This window comes from Pectobacterium zantedeschiae (assembly GCF_004137795.1).
Lineage (GTDB): Bacteria > Pseudomonadota > Gammaproteobacteria > Enterobacterales > Enterobacteriaceae > Pectobacterium > Pectobacterium zantedeschiae.
Genome location: NZ_NWTM01000001.1, coordinates 1,628,378 through 1,644,948, shown reverse-complemented (window position 1 = coordinate 1,644,948; position 16,571 = coordinate 1,628,378). Strand labels below are relative to the sequence as shown.

Genomic DNA, 16,571 nt, shown 5'->3' with positions numbered 1-16,571 from the left:
TATGTGTATATGGCTTAAATTTTTTTCCTGATTTTTAACCCTGCTATCACCATTGTTGATGGTGTGTTTTAAATTAATTTAATATATTCCCCTTAAGGCATAATTATATCAATTTTCATAAATACTTTGCAGAGTTCCGTTGGAAAAATTGAGCCACCATTATTTTTCTCAAACTTGCATTTACAAATTAAAGTAAAAGAGATTCATCGAAAAGCCCCAACCACCATGAACGGGCTAAAAGGGTAGTAGTTATTGTTTCTTGTTCGCAAACTCAAATGGGCTAACTACACCACTGCGGTTCGCATCCAGAAAATTAGCCCACCATTGCAGCATCAGTTTACGCTCATCGAGATGTTCAGCTTTGTGGATATAAGCGGCTCGCACAGAGTTGCGTTCCTGGTGACTAACATGATATTTCCTGTTCCGGGACTGTAAGTTGCTCATTTGCTGTAATGGCTAACTTAGCCAGCGACAGAAATGATGCTTGTTTTACCATATGAAGCTGACTCAACATGCTCTCCCCACCAAGCCATCATTTCTCTGCGCTGTTCAAGATACTGCGCCCTGTTATAGGCTCTCCTGACTTCATTAGTATCGATATGCGCTAACGCTGCTTCGATTACATCAGGGGGAAATCCTTTTTCATTGAGGATGGTCGAAGCAATGGCTCTCATACCATGAGCTACAAGCATATCTTTGAAGCCCATACGTTTGAGTGCCATGTTCGCTGTCTGGCTGTTCATTGGCTCAAGTGGATTACGATATCCGGGGAAGACATAATCCCTGTGCTTACTGATGGGCTTCATGACTTCCAGAATCCCCAGCGCCTGCTCTGAGAGTGGGATAACGTGCTCACGCTTCATCTTCATACGGCCCGCAGGAATACGCCATTCTTTTGCGTCAAAATCGATTTCATCCCAGCGTGATTCGGCAGCTTCGGCTGGTCGAGTCATGGTGAGTAATTGCCATTCGATAAGGCAGCGGGTTTGTCGCCCAATGCTGGCAAATGACAGTGTTTTCATCAGAAGTGGTAATTGCTCTGGCAAGAGGGCAGGGCGATGCTTCACCTTCGGCTTATGGAATGTTCGTCCAATTCGTGCGGCTGGATTTACAGATACCAGACCAGAGTTGAGGGCATAATCCATGACTTCATTAATACGCTGACTAAGACGTTTAACCGTTTCAAGTCTTCCAGCCGCATGAGTGGGTTCTAACGCTCCAATAAATCGTTGAGCCGTGATGTTAGCAATAGGCATAGAGCCAATGTGTGGGAACACATACTTGCTCATGGAGCGCCAGATATCGTTCAACGTATGTGTTGCCAAACCTGCTGATTCTTTAGTTTTAAACCATTCGGCAGCCACTTTTTCAAATGTGTTTTCTGTAGCATTTTTTTGCCGTGATTGCTCTGCTTGCTTATGCTCCTGCGGATCAACGTCTTTGCTAAGAAGAAGCCGTGCATCTTCACGGAGCTTACGTGCTTCGGCAAGAGATACCGAAGGGTAAGAGCCAAGGCTAATCATTGCACGTTTGCGAGTGAAGGGTTTGTAGTAGCGAAAACGCCAGAGTTTTGAACCGCTCGGAGTGACCTGTAATTCTAAACCGTCTCCATCGTAGAGGGTGACGGCACGGTCAGTTGCCTTGGCGCTTTTGACCTCAGTATTGTTCAGGGGCTTTGTCTGACGTGCCATATCGCTCTCCAATCAAATCCGCAAAGCTGTTTAGGCATAGGGTTTAGGCTACATGTTGCGTCGTATGCCTATATCTATGCCTAAAAAGTGTGGATTTCAATGTATCAATATGGAATTCAGTAGACAACAGAAAAACAGCAGGTTTATGCAACCTACTGTTTAATCTGTTCTTTATAGTCTTGTCTGGACTTCAGTAGACAAAACGTTGGGGGGAATTTGGTCGGCACGAGAGGATTTGAACCTCCGACCCCCGACACCCCATGACGGTGCGCTACCAGGCTGCGCTACGTGCCGATGCAGTGGTATTTATACTACCTTTTCCTGACCTTATTGCAATAGCCAGCGAGAACGACTGCTTTAGATTTAGGCAGTTAGTTGGCAATAAAGCGTCTTTCATTGGTTAGTACCTGCAAGAGCAGGGCAAGCTGCGGTTTTTCATCATTCAACCGATTTCCCGCTGTATCGTAAGCCCGGTAGTTACCGTTGCTTTCCAATACGATGATTTGTTCCGGTGTTGTGATCAGCAGCGTGCCGCCATTACCGTTAATCAACCACGGATAGCGCCGCTGGGCAGAGAACAAATCTTCACCTTGTGAATAATCATCCGTGCCATTTTTCACATGGAGCAGGCGTTGCATTAGCGTGGTCATGACGTCTTTGTTATCCGTCATCTTGGTAATGGTCTGTGCCGGCGTATTCGGCCAGTGAACAATAAGCGGTGTTTGCCATTGTGTTCGGGTGAAATGTGCCGCGTTGCTGGTGCTGGCATTCTGGTTTTGTGCGGTTGTCACAATGACGACTGTGTTATCCAGAATGTTCTTTTCCTGCAAGGTACGAATGATTTGGCCAATCTGACGATCAACGTCCTGAATATTCACTCTACTGCTTGGCTCAGCATCTTTGCTGGAAGCATTTTTTGGCGCACTGCTCAACTCAACGTAAGAGAACCAGGGTGCTGGATTACTATCGTTATTGAGCCACTCTTGCCATTGCGCGATGATGGCATCGCCGCTTTGCTGCTGCGGCGCGGGCAACGAGAAATCAGAAAGCAGCGCCTGACGATAGAGCGGACTGTTGAAGCCGTTCGCTGAAAATAGCCCGAATTGATAACCCTGTTGGCTTAGTGCGGCGATCAGCGCTGAGGGTTTACGCGCACTCAATATGCCATCCATATAAGTCGTCGAGAGGCCGTAAAACAGATTAAACAGAGCGGCATCTGGCTGAGAGCCCGAATCGTAGTGATCGCTGAAGCGCACGTTTTCTGAGGCAAAGCGCGACAGATTAGGCATACGATTTTGTATGGCGTCAGGCTGGGTATCGTCGATCATCACCATCAGCAGGTTATAGCCGCTGCCGTTATCGCGGAAGGTGATGTTATTGAGCGGATATTCTACTGTCATAGCCTCAGGATTACCCTGCTGCGTCAATCGGCGTTGATATTCCTGCGCATCCAACAGGCCATGTTTTTCCAAAAACCGACGAGCCGTCATTGGATAAGATAGCGGTAAGTTGGCACGCTGCATGGTAATCGGGCGATAGAAATTCGCATCAGCCCAGATGTACATCAGGTGCGACGCGAAGAACGCCGAGATGAAAACACCCGCCAATGGTTTGCCAAAGTGGCGGCGGTTCAGGCTGCGTAATTTTTGCCAGCACCAGGTGCCAAATAGCATTTCTGCCATGAAAATCAACGGAATGCCGATAAACATCCACTGCCAGTCGCGGGCAATTTCCCCTTGTCCTGGGTTGACGACGAGCTCCCAAACGGTGCTGTTGAGGTGCAGGTGGAAACGTGTAAAAACTTCAACATCGACTAACAGTATCGTCAGTCCGGTTGTTGCCAACGCCGCAGACAAGAACCGCAGCAGACGCTGCGACATCACAATGAATGTTAGCGGGAAGATAACCAGCAGGTAGGCAGCAAAAACGATAAAACTGAAATGGCCAAGCCAGCTAACCAGTGCGTAAATCCGACCGAACAGGGAGGTTGGCCAATCGGCAACAAACAGATAGCGGCTACCCAGCCCCAGAGTGAGCAAAATGTTGAATAAGGCGAACCAGTGTCCCCAACTGATCATCTGGGAGACTTTTTCGCGGTAGCGCTGACGGTTGGTTACCATACGTTGGTCAAAACTTAGTGAGCTTTATCGGCTTTTTTAATTGAAGCCTGTAGGGCTTCAGCGAAAGAACGCGCCAGAACCTGACGTTGAGCTGGCGCTATGCTGGTATTAATCAGGTTCGTCACCATGTTACCGAGCACCATTAAAGCAAGATCGGTCGGCGCGTGGTGCTTTTCCAGAACATTGACCATCTCAGAAAGCAGTTGTTCAACGTGTTCGTCACTATAACGGGATGATTGTGGCATAAAATGGCGTATCTCAAGCTGGTAAAGTCGCTTATCTTACCGTATAGGCTTATGCTTTTCCGCACTTTTATCATTAACGTACTTTTATCATTAAGTAGTGTAGACGCTTAGCGTGCGTACAGGTGAGAAGGTGCGGCTTTATGTGTTGCAGGCCGTTCGTATCAATGCTTGAATACGCGCCTTGCCAAAAGGAGAGTTACCATGAGTCTGGATATCACCCAGATTGCCCTGCATCAGCTAATTAAACGTGACGAACAAACGCTGGAAATGGTGTTGCGTGATTCACTGCTGTCGACCAACGCAGCAGTAGAAGAGATGATGGCTGAACTGCATCGCGTTTACAGCGCCAAGAGTAAAGCCTACGGGCTGTTTAATGAGCAAAGCGAGCTGGCGGATGCGCTGCGGGCTTGTCGCAAAGGGGATGAGGACTTTCTGAGCTTCTCACGTGCCGCAACCGGGCGTCTGCGTGACGAGTTGGCGAAGTATCCGTTTGCCGAAGGTGGCATCGTGTTGTTCTGCCAGTACCGTTATCTGGCGGTCGAATATTTGCTGATATCGGTGCTTAATAGCTGCAACAGCATGCGGGTTAATGAACAGCTGGATATCAGCACCACGCACTATCTGGATATCAATCACGCCGATATCGTTGCCCGTATCGATCTGACTGAATGGGAAACTAATCCTGAATCCACGCGCTATCTGACGTTCCTGAAAGGCCGCGTCGGACGCAAAGTGTCTGACTTTTTCATGGATTTTCTTGCGGCGTCAGAAGGGTTGGACACCAAAGCACAAAACCGCGGTCTGCTGAAAGCGGTTGATGAGTATTGTGATGAGGCTCAACTGGATAAAAACGAGCGCCAGAATTATCGTCAGCAGGTGTATAGCTACTGCAATGAGCAGTTACAGTCTGGTGAGGAAATCGAGCTAGCATCGCTATCGCAGGAACTGCCACCGCTGGGTGAGAAAACCTTTCAGCAGTTTTCAGCCGATCAGGGGTATGAGTTAGAAGAGAGCTTCCCCGCCGACCGCGGGACGCTGCGTCAGTTGACCAAATTTGCTGGCAGTGGTGGTGGTATTAGTCTGAACTTTGATGCGTTATTACTGGGCGAGCGGATTTTCTGGGATCCAGCGACAGATACGTTGACGATTAAAGGCACACCGCCGAATCTGCGCGATCAGCTACAGCGTCGGACGAGTGGTAGCAAGCAGTAGACATTGAGCCAGCGGATGTCTCTGTGTGGGCTTTTGTGAATGAAGATATTTTTATAAAAAAAACGCCGCATAAGCGGCGTTTTTCTTTCCCGGCGTCCCGGAAAACGACTTCAGCGCAAACTAAACGCGAACGAAGTCGATGTGAGTCAGTTTTGGCTTGTAAACGTGACGTTGTACAGCCTGAACTTTAACTTGAACTTCTTTGCCATCGATAGACAGGATCAGTGTTTCACCGTAGAAGCCTTCTTTCGCTTCCTGGTTTTTTACTGAATCGTGATCCAGTTCGATAGATACTGGTGCTTCTGAACCACCGTAAACGATGGCTGGGAATTTACCAGCGGAACGCAGGCGGCGGCTCGCACCCTTACCCTGACCTTGACGTGCTTCTGCTTTGATAGTAATCATTTTCTTCTCTACTTATATAAAGTAATCCTGCTACAGGCGACCCAGCAGCAGGTGGGGTTATTCAGCTTTTGCGAACAAAAGCGGGCTGAATTCTAGCGGAATATGGTTCCGCGGGCAAATGAATCCCAACATTACTTAGCCGCGTAGTTCATTGGCGCGGCGAAAGCGTCCCTGATAATCAAAGAGCTTTTCGCGTATTTGCCAGAATTTCCCGTTTTTACGGGCGACGACAAAATCGGGCGCACGCAATAATTTTTGTTGTGCAATGACGTCGGCGGTATTCTGCCAGTTAAATGGCGTTCCCGGTGCGCGTTGGTGAACGCGTAAAAATCGTTGTAGAAAGACGTAGCGCTGGGCGGGGGTATACAGGTGAAAACATTCGCTAATGCCGTCACCACCGTCTTCATCATGGTAGGTAATTTCTAGCCATTCTCCCTTTGCATTTTGACCTTGCTCGAAACTCATACCGCTACAACGCAAAACCAGCGCATCTTTCAGTTTCAGTGCGGCTTTCAACATATCGTCGGGGTCGACCAAGACCTCGTCACACTGGTGGCAGCGCCGCGCGGCAATGTCATTTTCGGCGCCGCAATGCGGGCAAACTTTAAACCGAAACCGGAAATCACACTGTTGGCGTTGGCCGCTTTCCGTCATGTCCCAGCCCTGACAGCGGCGGCCATAGTGTTCGATAATATCGCCGTCCGGGGTGGTTTTTCCCCAGAATAGGTTAGCAAAACCACACTCGGGGCAGAAAACCTGCACTGGCTGGCTACCTGCATGGGGTTTACTGTTGCCTACCTCTGGCGTGTAGAGGTCGTGTGGGTTACCCGCGTAATCCAGTATCAGACAGTCCTTTTTCCCTGGATACAAACGTAAACCGCGTCCGACAATTTGCTGATAAAGACTCACGGACTCCGTTGGGCGAAGGATGGCAATGAGGTCGACATGCGGGGCGTCGAAACCGGTTGTTAACACTGCCACGTTGACCAGATACCGCAGCGATTGCTGTTTAAAGGCATCAATCAGTGCATCTCGTTCGGCTGGTGGCGTATCGGCGCTGACCAACGCAGCCTGACCCGCGGGTAACAGCGCTGCAATTTCTTTGGCATGTTCGACGGTGGACGCAAAAATCATCACACCGCGCCGTGTTTGCGCATAATCGACAACCTGACTGATGATGTGCGGTGTGATGCGGTGCTGACGTTTGAGTTCAAGATTCAGGTCAGCTTCGCTGAAAAGTCCGTTGCTGCGGGCGACAAGTTTGCTGAAATCATATTGCACCACTGGCATATCCAGCCGATCAGGCGGCACCAGAAAGCCATGTTTGATCATGTAGCGTAGCGGTAGCTCATAGATGCAGTCGCGGAACAAACAACGCTCGTCGCCGCGCATCATGCCGTGATAGTGATACTGATATATCCAGCCTTTGCCAAGTCGATAGGGCGTGGCGGTTAAGCCGAGCAGTCGCAACTGCGGGTTGGTCGTTTGCAGATGCTGGATGATTTGTTGATATTGACTGTTGTCATCATCGCTAATGCGGTGACATTCATCAATGATCAGCAAGGAGAAGGCGTTATCGAACTGGTCAAGATTACGTGCGACAGACTGCACGCTGCCAAAAACCACCTTTCCCTGACTCTCTCGCTGTTGTAGCCCCGCAGCGAAGATATCCGCTTCCAAATTCCAGGCGCAATATTTGGCGTGGTTTTGCGCGACCAGTTCCTTGACGTGCGCGAGCACCAGCACTCGACCACGAGCAAGCCGCGCCAGTTCGGCGATCACTAGACTTTTCCCTGCACCGGTAGGCAAAACGATGACCGCCGGTTGGGTATGGCGCCGAAAATAGTCGAGTGTGGCGGAAACAGCCTCACGCTGGTAAGGCCGCAGTGTGAATGACATCGCTAGTGCTGGCAGATTTTACTGGCGCTAGTGGTGAAACCCGCATCTTGCGGGATAAATTTTCCGCGTTCAGACAAAAATTGCACCAGCATTGAAGCCGTCATGTTTTCGGCAGAGCAGGTATGAAAACGTGCGGCGTTGCCGAAGCGGGCTTCAATGGTGGTAATCAACTGTTCGGTGGTAAATGACTCGCCGGATGCGAGCATCATTTGCAAAACTTCATGACCGTGAATAGATGACATGCGATTGCCCTCAAAATGTAAAAAGTTGCCGCTATTATACCTTAAATAATTCAACTTTCGGGAAGGCGGCAGACAGAGGAGCCCTGATGAGCTTACTTAAGTGAGTGAATTTGGGTGACTACGCGCAGCCTGACGGTTGGCTAAAAAGAGCAATCGATGGGCGGTGAATTGCAGGACGTGCGGGTAAAGCCCCGTTATACTATGGCCTCATGATTTGAAACAGGTAGTTAGTTTTAATGCGATTGGACAAATTTCTATCCCAGCAACTGGCAATTAGCCGTTCGCTGGTGGCGCGTGAACTGCGTGCGCAGCGTGTTACCGTTGATGGCGAAGTGGTGAAGAGCGGTGCGTTCAAGCTATCCCCCGAGCATAACGTTGAATTTGATGGCAACCCGCTGGAACAGCAGAGCGGTCCACGCTATTTCATGCTGAATAAGCCCCAAGGCTATGTCTGCTCAACGGACGATCCCGATCACCCCACCATTCTGTATTTCATGGATGTCCCGGTGGCGCACAAGCTGCATGCGGCAGGGCGCCTGGATATCGATACCACGGGGCTGGTGCTGTTAACTGACGATGGACAATGGTCACATCGTATTACCTCGCCTAAGCATGAGTGTGAAAAAACGTATCTGGTGACACTTGAGCTACCGCTGGCCGAGGACACCGCAGAGCAATTTACGGCGGGCGTACAGCTGCATAACGAGAAGAATCTCACTAAACCCGCTACGCTTGAAAAGATAACGGATCATGTCGTGCGATTGACGATTAGCGAAGGACGCTATCATCAAGTGAAAAGGATGTTTGCTGCGGTGGGAAATCGCGTTGTGGAGCTACACCGCGAGCGTATTGGCGACATCTGTCTGGATAGTGAACTAGAGCCGGGAGAATTCCGGGCGTTAAGTGCTGAAGAGATAGCCAGCGTAAAATAATTCTATTAAGAACGACCTCATTTCTCATCTGGAGTTAGTTAGTGCAATTACGCCGTTCTTCTCATCTCGGGCTGATTTTTATTCTCGGCCTGATTTCGATGCTAATGCCGTTAGCTATCGATATGTATTTACCTGCGTTACCGACCATTGCTAACGAGTTTGGGGTGGGGGACGGGCATGTCCAAATGACACTCAGTACTTACGTGCTGGGTTTTGCTATCGGTCAGATGTTCTACGGACCGATGGCGGACAGTCTGGGGCGTAAGCCTGTTATTCTCGGCGGTACGCTGGTTTTTGCGTTTGCAGGCGTGGCCTGTGCGCTGGCGCAAACAGTAGAACAGTTGATTTACATGCGTTTCCTGCACGGCGTTTCCGCAGCAGCAGCAGCGGTCGTTATTAATGCGCTGATGCGTGATATGTTCTCGCGGGATGATTTTTCTCGCATGATGTCGTTTGTAGTGCTGGTGATGACTGTTGCCCCTCTAATTGCACCGATTGCTGGTGGCTGGCTGCTACTGTGGTTTAGCTGGCATTCCATTTTCTGGACGATCTCTGCCGCGGCTTTTCTGGCGTCAGCGCTGATTTTCTTTTTTATCAAAGAAACCTTACCGCCAGCGAAACGGCAGAAATTTCATTTGCGTACGACGATCGGGAATTTTGCCATTCTGTTCCGCCACAAGCGGGTGTTTAGCTATATGGTGGCAAGTGGGCTCTCGTTTTGCGGCATGTTCTCTTTTCTGAGTGCCGGGCCGTTTGTGTATATCAATCTGTATGGCGTTTCTCCTCAGAATTTTGGCTACTACTTTGCCCTGAATGTCGTCTTTCTGTTTGTGGTGACGCTGTTTAACAGTCGCAATGTACGGCGTCTGGGTGCTATGGCGATGTTTCGCGCGGGGCTGGTCATTCAGTTCGTGATGGGGATATGGCTGGTGATTGTCTGCCTGTTCGATCTCGGCTTCTTACCCTTGGTGTTTGGCGTGGCACTGTTTGTCGGCTGTATTGCGATGGTGGCGTCGAATGCAATGGCGGTTATTCTTGATGATTTCCCCCACATGGCAGGAACGGCCTCATCCTTGGCTGGCACGCTACGCTTTGGTCTTGGAGCGATTGTAGGGGTTATCCTATCACTGGCTTCATTCAACAGCGCCTGGCCGATGGTGCTATCTATGGCGCTTTGTTCGATCGGTGCATTTATGCTGTATCTGTACGCACATCGTTCCCCCGCGGCCTGATTTTTCCCTTCTTTCAGATGCAGGTAAGTGTGCCTGCATCTGAATGTGTCCTTCTTCTCCTTCTCCTTCTTCTCCTTCTGACAGCAATCGTCTGTCATTCCTTTTTGTTTTGCTAATGTAAAATATTTGACCTAAAAGTGAACGATGAGGCTAAAAAGGGTTGAGATATTAAATGGAAAAGGTTACATATAGCCGGAAAAGAAGAGCGATTCGTGATCAATTTGGCATTAATAGCGCTTGCAATCAGGTTTGTTAGCCACTGTCACGATATGCAAAATATGTGTTTGTTATTTTTTTGTTCACGAAAAGTGGCGAAAAATGGTGCGAGCACGCTACTATGATAAATATGTTACTATTTTGTGAATTATTACCTGAGGAAAACAGTAGTGGACGGTTTTCAACTTTCGGTAGTTCATCGTTTGCCGCAAAGTTATCGCTGGTTATCGGGTTTTACGGGTATCAACGTTGAACCGATTCCGCTGAGCGGCAGAGAAGAAGACAATAACCTGATTGGCCTCAAGCTGTTGAGCCATGATGGCGATATCGCATGGGAAATCATGCGCCAGCTTAATCAATCCCTGTCTGAAATACAGGTTGAATGCGCCGTTCTGGAATGGGAAGGCGAACCGTGTCTGTTTTTGCATCGCAATGATGAAAGTACGGCAATGTGCCGTCTGAAGAATGTCGGTGTCGCCATCGCTGAATCTGTATCGGCACAGTACCCTTTTTAAACCGTAGCGTCAGCAGACTGGCTGGCGCTACGGTATTCTCTTATTACGCTGACGGTGCTTTTGTCGTACAGGATGAGAACTGAAGCAGCTCCCGCGTATAATGTTCTGCAGGGTGCGTGAATATCTGTTTACATTCTCCTTGTTCGACCACTTCTCCCTGCCGTAACACAATAACCTGATGGCACAGCGAGCGGATAACCTGCAAATCATGGCTGATAAACAGGTAGGCGATTTTGTGCTTTTCCTGTAATGATTTCAGCAGTGCCAGAATTTGCGCCTGAACGGTTCTGTCCAGCGATGATGTGGGTTCATCGAGGATCAGCAGTTCCGGTTGCAGTATCAGAGCACGAGCGATAGCGATACGCTGGCGCTGACCGCCGGAAAATTCTGATGGATAGCGGTAGCGGGTGGTGGGATCAAGCCCGACCTCCTGCATCACCGCCACCACGCGTTGTTCACGCGCTTCTTTGCTCAAGGAGTGATGGACAGTCAATCCCTCAGCAATAATTTGCTCCACATTCAGCCGTGGGTTCAGTGCGGAGTTCGGATCCTGAAAGACAACCTGAATCCGGTGACGGAAGGGCAGCATTTGCTTACGGGTTAGCTCTTGCAGGGATTGGCCATCAAACCAGATATCACCACGCGATTGGATCAGACGCAGCAGCGCTAATCCGGTTGTGCTTTTCCCGGAACCGGATTCCCCCACCAGACCCAGGCTTTCACCTCTCCGTAAGGCAAAACTAATATTGTTAACTACCTGCTTTTCGTCAACAGTGCGGCGTAAAAGGCCGCGTTTGATAGGAAATGAAACGTGCAACTGTTCCACTCGCAGGAGCGGTTCACCGTCGTCCTCTATCGGCTGCGGCTCGCCTGACGGCTCTGCGTCGAGCAATTGGCGCGTGTAAGGATGCTGCGGCGCGCTGAAAAGTTGCTGACAGCTGTTGTGCTCTACTGCCTGACCTGACTTCATTACCGACACGTTATCCGCCAACTGACGGACGATATTCAGGTCGTGGGTGATGAACAGTAAACTCATCCCCAATTCCTGTTTCAACTCGTTCAGCAATTTCAGTATTTGCGCCTGAACGGTAACGTCCAGCGCCGTTGTGGGTTCATCTGCAATGAGTAAATCGGGTTGGGTCAGTAGCGCCATGGCAATCATGACGCGCTGACGTTCCCCACCGGAAAGCTGGTGCGGGAAATCATTCAATCGGCTTTTAGCCTGCCGAATACCCACGCGATCCAGACAGGTGATAACTTCGCTACGAGCTGCCTCGGTACGCATACCCCGATGCAGAGAAAGTACTTCAATCAGCTGCTTCTCAATGCTTTGCAGGGGGTTAAGCGACACCATTGGTTCCTGAAAGATCATCGCAATTCGGTTACCGCGTATCTGGCGCAGCGTTTTTTCATCGGCATGCAGTAGCGATTGCCCTGCAAAGCGAATATCGCCTTGCGGATAAACTACGGGCGGGGAAGGGAGCAAGCGCAAAACCGACAGTGCGGTGACGCTTTTCCCCGAACCTGACTCACCGACCAGCGCTAGCGTCTCTCCGGCATTCACCGCCAGTGAAAGTTGGTCGACAACACGCTGTTCCCGATCGCCTTTGCGGAAGGCAATGCTGAGATTATCTATCTGCAATAAAGGTGAACTGGACATATTAATGTGCCTTGCTGGGGTCAAAGGCGTCGCGTACCGCTTCGCCGATAAAAATGAGTAAGGAAAGCACGATGGAAAGCACCATAAACACGGTAATGCCCAGCCACGGTGCCTGAAGGTTATTTTTCCCTTCCAGCAATAAGGTACCTAATGATGGTGAGCCCATCGGCAGACCAAAGCCGAGAAAATCCAGCGATGTCAGTGTGGTAATCGAGCCGCAGAGAATAAAGGGCAGATAGGTCAGCGTCGCGACCATCGCATTTGGCAGCATGCAGCGGAACATAATGGCACGATCGCTGACGCCCATTGCCTGTGCGGCGCGAATATAGTCAAAGTTTCGCGTACGCAAAAATTCTGCCCTAACCACGCCAACCAGGCTCATCCAGCCGAAAAGTACGGTAATTGCCAATAGCCACCAGAAGTCCGGCTGAATCACGCTGGACAGCAAGATGATGAGAAACAGCGTCGGCATGCCAGACCAGACTTCGATAAAGCGTTGGCCCCATAGGTCAATACGTCCGCCGTAATAGCCCTGTGTCGCCCCGACGATAATGCCAATCACGCTGGACAGAATGGTGAGCGCTAGACCGAACAGCAGTGAGATACGGAAGCCATAAAGTACCTGTGAGACGACATCTTTCCCCTGACTGTCCGTACCCAGCCAGTTCTGCCAGGAGGGCGCTGACGGAAAAGATGCGGTGGTGGCATAGTTTATGGTGTCATAGCTGTAGCGAATCAGTGGCCAGATGGCCCAACCGTGGCTGCTGATACGTTCGGCGATATAAGGATCGCGGAAGTCAGCGGCGGTATCTAACTGCCCGCCGAACGTTCTCTCGCTATGATCAATAAGTACAGGCGTATAGAGCTGACCGTCATATTTCACCAGCAGCGGTTTGTCATTGGCGATCAGTTCTGAAAACAGGCTGAGGATAAACAGCACCATGAAAATCCACAGCGACCAGTAACCGCGACGATTACTTTTAAAACGCGCCCAGCGCGCCTCATTAATCGGGCTTAAGCGGCTCATTGGCGTCCCTCAAAATCGATACGTGGATCTACCAGCGTGTAGGTTATGTCGCTGACGATATTCAGCAACAAACCGATCAGTGTGAAGATATATAGCGTACCGAACATGACGGGATAATCACGTTGCAGCGTAGCGTCATAGCCCAGCAGGCCCAACCCGTTGAGAGAGAACATGACCTCAATCAACAGTGAGCCGGTGAAAAACATGCTGATAAAGGTGGCGGGGAATCCTGCAATCACCAGCAGCATGGCATTACGGAACACGTGGCGGTAGAGAATGCTCTTTTCATCCAGCCCTTTTGCTCGCGCCGTCACGACGTATTGCTTGCGAATTTCATCCATAAAGGAGTTCTTGGTAAGCATTGTGAGGGTCGCAAAACCGCCAATCACGGAAGCCAGAACCGGTAGCGCGATATGCCACAAGTAATCGGTAATTTTGCTGTACCACGGCAGGGTGTCAAAATTGCTGGAAATCAGGCCTCGAAGCGGGAACCAGTCCAGATAACTGCCACCCGCGAATAGCACAATCAAAATAATCGCAAACAAAAACGCGGGAATGGCATAACCGATAATGATTAGCGTACTGCTCCAGGTATCGAACGGTGTGCCGTTCTTCACGGCCTTCTTAATACCAAGGGGAATCGATATCAGGTAGACGATTAGCGTACTCCACAGCCCCAGCGTAATCGAAACTGGCATGCTCTCTTTGATCAGTTGCATCACTGAGGAACCGCGAAACAGGCTGTCGCCGAAGTCAAAACGTGCGTAATCCCACAGCAGTTTAAAATAGCGTTCATGGATCGGTTTATCGAAGCCATAGCGTTTGGTGATTTCCTCGATGACTTCTGGGTCAAGTCCGCGTGAGCCTCTATAAGCATTCTCGATGTTAGGCGCGCCGCTGGAGCCTGTGCGTGCCATCCCGGCATCTGTTCCGCTATTAGCGGTATAGCCGCTACCATGCCCCATTTCGATCGCTGCAATGGCCTGATCTACTGGGCCGCCAGGGGCAATTTGTACAATGAAGAAGTTAATCGTAATAATCGCCCACAGGGTTGGGATGACCAGCAAGAGGCGGCGTAACAGATACGTTCCCATTTTGATTCCTTAACGTCGCTCTGCGGGCAGCGTAGCTGCCTGTTTGGTATCGAACCACCAGCCATCAAAACCTAGCGAATAGGCCGGGCGCACAGCAGGCATGGCAAACTTATTCCAATAGGCAAAGCGGTCGTGATTGGAATACCACATCGGAATCATGAACTGATTCCAGGTCAATACTCTGTCCAACGCGCGGCCTAATGACAGTAGTGGTACTTTCTGTCCTTGATACTTAACGATATCCTCAATGAGTGAATCAATCGCGGAATCGTTGACGCCAGGTCTGTTGTAGCTTGAATTGATGTACTGCGAGCTCCAGTACATTTGCAGGTTGTCACTGGGGTAGAGGAACGCAGGGTACACCATTGCCGTCATATCGAAATCTCGCTTACGAATACGGTTGTTGAACTGCGTGCTATCGATATTACGCACGTTCATGGTGATGCCCAATTTTTTCAGGCTCTGCTGAAAAGGCAGGACATACTGCGAGTTACCGGCGCTTGGTAACAAAAGCTCGAACGTAAACGGCTGCCCAGTTTTGCTACTAACCAGCTTCTGATCTTTCAATTCCCAACCCGCCTCTTCCAGCAGCTTGAGTGCCTTAAGCCAATTTTGTCGGTCATAGCCGCTGCCGTCGGAGGAGGGGGGCGCGTAGCTAGGGCCAAAGACTTCGGCTGGTACTTTGTCCTTCAGGGGGGTCAACCAGGCCAATTCCTCAGCGCTGGGTTCGCCTTTAGCGGCATACTCGGTGTTTTGGAAATAGCTGTCGGTACGTTGATACGCGTTGTAATACAGCGCCTTGTTCATCCAGTTGAAGTCAAACGCCAGAGATAACGCCTGACGTACGCGACGATCCTGAAACAGCGGTCGCTGGATATTGAATGCTAGCCAGCGTGTATCTTGGGCGGATTGATTAACCTGATCCTGCTTAATGATGTAGCCACGCGCAAAGTTGCCACCCTGATATTGGGTCGCCCAGTTTTTTGGCGATCCTTCCTCTCGCAGATCGAAGGCACCCGCTTTAAAGGCTTCTAGTGCGACGCTGTCGTCCAGATAGTAGTCGTAGCGGATTTTATCGAAATTGTACTGGCCTTTATTGACCGGCAGATCGGCACCCCAGTAGTCTTTCACGCGTGAATAGGTGACATATTGCCCCGTTCGATAGGCGGTAATGCGGTAAGGACCACTGGCCGGGGGCGGATACGATAGCGGCTCGCTGAATTTATGATTCTTCCAGAATTTCTCCGGCATGATGGGCAGAGTAAGCAAGCTGAACATGCGGTTCTTGTCGGACACGGGAAAATCGAAACGTACAGTCAGCGGTGCAACAGCCTTGGCGGTAACATCTTTAAAATAGATGCGGAACTGCGGCACACCTTGCGTCATAAACATATTGTAGGTGAATGCCACGTCGGCAGCGGTGATCGGTGAGCCATCATGAAAGCGGGCTTTGGGATTCATCTCTATTTCAATCCAGCGGAAATCCGCTGAATGGCGTGTCGTTAGCGCGACCAGCGGATAATAGCTGCCGGGCTCGTCATCAGAGGGAGTGAAGAGCGAATCGTAGAGCCGTTCCGTGCGCGCTGCGGCCACGCCACGTAGTGCGAAACGGTTGAAGTTATCAAAAGTACCTAGTGCGCTGAGGGTGATGCTGCCGCCCTTGGGAGCATCAGGATTGACATAGTCAAAATGGCTGAAGTTCTCGGCATATTTGGGTTCACCTAATAGTGCAAAGCGGGTGCTGTTTTCAATCGTTTCGGCATGCAGCCCAAAATGGGTCGTGCAAAGCAATACGGCAGCGATAACGCGTTTTAACATCTGACGGCAATCTCCTGCGAGCGGACGTTATCTGATTAGGCGACGAGTGTAGACATGCCATACTGTAACGTCGGCGATGCCGATTTGTTCGGCATAAAGTTCTTGAAATAATTAACATTCCCATCGGGACGTTGCGTGTTTTCTTTTTATCATGAAATCAGGTGATAAACCTACCTTAATCACGGCCTGTTAATGTTTCAGGTTGTTGAGTCAGTCATATTTTGCGCAATATGCCGCAGAAGGGAAAGAACGCAGTGGCATCG

The 16,571-nt window shown here is 50.1% G+C and carries 14 protein-coding genes, 1 tRNA gene and 1 pseudogene; 4 read left to right on the top strand and 12 right to left on the bottom strand.

Annotation, left to right across the window (positions count from 1 at the left end; genetic code table 11):
- Window positions 1-249: 249 nt before the first annotated feature.
- From CLR69_RS23130 to CLR69_RS07455, 5 genes and pseudogenes are all read right to left on the bottom strand, one after another.
- A pseudogene (locus CLR69_RS23130) lies at window positions 250-441 on the bottom strand (integrase); the annotation flags it as partial.
- A gap of 20 nt (window positions 442-461) precedes the next feature.
- Entirely contained in the window at window positions 462-1,691 is a 1,230-nt protein-coding gene (locus CLR69_RS07470; RefSeq protein ID WP_121265076.1) for an integrase domain-containing protein, read from the bottom strand.
- Window positions 1,692-1,908: 217 nt separating this feature from the next.
- A tRNA-Pro gene (locus tag CLR69_RS07465) sits at window positions 1,909-1,985 on the bottom strand.
- 77 nt (window positions 1,986-2,062) lie between these two features.
- A complete protein-coding gene (gene yejM, locus CLR69_RS07460; RefSeq protein ID WP_129704307.1) occupies window positions 2,063-3,811 on the bottom strand; it encodes an LPS biosynthesis-modulating metalloenzyme YejM in 1,749 nt (582 codons plus the stop codon).
- A gap of 14 nt (window positions 3,812-3,825) precedes the next feature.
- The gene (locus CLR69_RS07455) at window positions 3,826-4,056 is read right to left on the bottom strand and encodes a YejL family protein (RefSeq protein WP_005967239.1); all 231 of its coding nucleotides are present in this window, start codon (window positions 4,054-4,056) and stop codon (window positions 3,826-3,828) included.
- Between the two features lie 201 nt (window positions 4,057-4,257).
- On the opposite strand from CLR69_RS07455, the gene yejK reads away from it, so the two are divergent.
- The gene (gene yejK, locus CLR69_RS07450; RefSeq protein ID WP_129704309.1) at window positions 4,258-5,268 is read left to right on the top strand and encodes a nucleoid-associated protein YejK; all 1,011 of its coding nucleotides are present in this window, start codon (window positions 4,258-4,260) and stop codon (window positions 5,266-5,268) included.
- A 120-nt stretch (window positions 5,269-5,388) separates the two neighbouring features.
- Here yejK and rplY read toward each other — a convergent pair whose 3' ends face one another.
- The 3 genes from rplY to CLR69_RS07435 form a co-directional block, all read right to left on the bottom strand.
- Complete coding sequence (rplY, locus tag CLR69_RS07445; protein WP_129704310.1) at window positions 5,389-5,673, bottom strand: 50S ribosomal protein L25; 285 nt, start codon at window positions 5,671-5,673, stop codon at window positions 5,389-5,391.
- Between the two features lie 135 nt (window positions 5,674-5,808).
- Window positions 5,809-7,572: a DNA repair helicase RadD gene (gene radD / locus CLR69_RS07440; protein WP_129711494.1), complete on the bottom strand. Its 1,764-nt coding sequence runs from the start codon at window positions 7,570-7,572 to the stop codon at window positions 5,809-5,811.
- 2 nt (window positions 7,573-7,574) lie between these two features.
- Window positions 7,575-7,814 (bottom strand): YecH family metal-binding protein, encoded by a 240-nt coding sequence (locus CLR69_RS07435; RefSeq protein ID WP_129711493.1) that lies wholly within the window; start codon window positions 7,812-7,814, stop codon window positions 7,575-7,577.
- Between the two features lie 236 nt (window positions 7,815-8,050).
- Between CLR69_RS07435 and rsuA the strand changes: the two genes are divergently transcribed.
- From rsuA to CLR69_RS07420, 3 genes are all read left to right on the top strand, one after another.
- Window positions 8,051-8,746 (top strand): 16S rRNA pseudouridine(516) synthase RsuA, encoded by a 696-nt coding sequence (gene rsuA, locus CLR69_RS07430; protein WP_129704316.1) that lies wholly within the window; start codon window positions 8,051-8,053, stop codon window positions 8,744-8,746.
- Between the two features lie 41 nt (window positions 8,747-8,787).
- Window positions 8,788-9,978, top strand: coding sequence for a Bcr/CflA family multidrug efflux MFS transporter (locus CLR69_RS07425; protein ID WP_129711492.1), 1,191 nt, complete (start codon window positions 8,788-8,790; stop codon window positions 9,976-9,978).
- 386 nt (window positions 9,979-10,364) lie between these two features.
- Window positions 10,365-10,709 carry a YejG family protein gene (locus CLR69_RS07420; RefSeq protein ID WP_014699583.1) on the top strand — a complete coding sequence of 115 codons (345 nt, stop codon included), beginning with the start codon at window positions 10,365-10,367 and terminating at the stop codon, window positions 10,707-10,709.
- A 43-nt stretch (window positions 10,710-10,752) separates the two neighbouring features.
- Here the strand turns inward: CLR69_RS07420 and yejF are convergent, their stop codons facing one another.
- The 4 genes from yejF to CLR69_RS07400 are packed head-to-tail and all read right to left on the bottom strand — an operon-like array spanning window position 10,753 to window position 16,308.
- Window positions 10,753-12,369, bottom strand: coding sequence for a microcin C ABC transporter ATP-binding protein YejF (gene yejF / locus CLR69_RS07415; RefSeq protein ID WP_129711491.1), 1,617 nt, complete (start codon window positions 12,367-12,369; stop codon window positions 10,753-10,755).
- Window position 12,370: 1 nt separating this feature from the next.
- Window positions 12,371-13,396 (bottom strand): ABC transporter permease, encoded by a 1,026-nt coding sequence (locus CLR69_RS07410; RefSeq protein WP_129704324.1) that lies wholly within the window; start codon window positions 13,394-13,396, stop codon window positions 12,371-12,373.
- Window positions 13,393-14,490, bottom strand: coding sequence for a microcin C ABC transporter permease YejB (locus CLR69_RS07405; RefSeq protein WP_129704325.1), 1,098 nt, complete (start codon window positions 14,488-14,490; stop codon window positions 13,393-13,395). Before CLR69_RS07405 ends, CLR69_RS07410 begins: the two co-directional genes overlap by 4 nt.
- A 9-nt stretch (window positions 14,491-14,499) precedes the next feature.
- On the bottom strand, window positions 14,500-16,308 hold the full coding sequence (locus tag CLR69_RS07400) for an extracellular solute-binding protein (RefSeq protein WP_129704327.1): 1,809 nt from the start codon (window positions 16,306-16,308) through the stop codon (window positions 14,500-14,502).
- Window positions 16,309-16,571 lie beyond the last annotated feature (263 nt).

Bases quoted from the DNA above. Each gene is read 5' to 3' on its own strand.
- CLR69_RS07470 (WP_121265076.1), bottom strand. From the start codon at position 1,691: ATGGCACGTCAGACAAAGCCCCTGAACAATACTGAGGTCAAAAGCGCC.
- yejM (WP_129704307.1), bottom strand. From the start codon at position 3,811: ATGGTAACCAACCGTCAGCGCTACCGCGAAAAAGTCTCCCAGATGATC.
- CLR69_RS07455 (WP_005967239.1), bottom strand. From the start codon at position 4,056: ATGCCACAATCATCCCGTTATAGTGACGAACACGTTGAACAACTGCTT.
- yejK (WP_129704309.1), top strand. From the start codon at position 4,258: ATGAGTCTGGATATCACCCAGATTGCCCTGCATCAGCTAATTAAACGT.
- rplY (WP_129704310.1), bottom strand. From the start codon at position 5,673: ATGATTACTATCAAAGCAGAAGCACGTCAAGGTCAGGGTAAGGGTGCG.
- radD (WP_129711494.1), bottom strand. From the start codon at position 7,572: ATGTCATTCACACTGCGGCCTTACCAGCGTGAGGCTGTTTCCGCCACA.
- CLR69_RS07435 (WP_129711493.1), bottom strand. From the start codon at position 7,814: ATGTCATCTATTCACGGTCATGAAGTTTTGCAAATGATGCTCGCATCC.
- rsuA (WP_129704316.1), top strand. From the start codon at position 8,051: ATGCGATTGGACAAATTTCTATCCCAGCAACTGGCAATTAGCCGTTCG.
- yejF (WP_129711491.1), bottom strand. From the start codon at position 12,369: ATGTCCAGTTCACCTTTATTGCAGATAGATAATCTCAGCATTGCCTTC.
- CLR69_RS07410 (WP_129704324.1), bottom strand. From the start codon at position 13,396: ATGAGCCGCTTAAGCCCGATTAATGAGGCGCGCTGGGCGCGTTTTAAA.
- CLR69_RS07405 (WP_129704325.1), bottom strand. From the start codon at position 14,490: ATGGGAACGTATCTGTTACGCCGCCTCTTGCTGGTCATCCCAACCCTG.
- CLR69_RS07400 (WP_129704327.1), bottom strand. From the start codon at position 16,308: ATGTTAAAACGCGTTATCGCTGCCGTATTGCTTTGCACGACCCATTTT.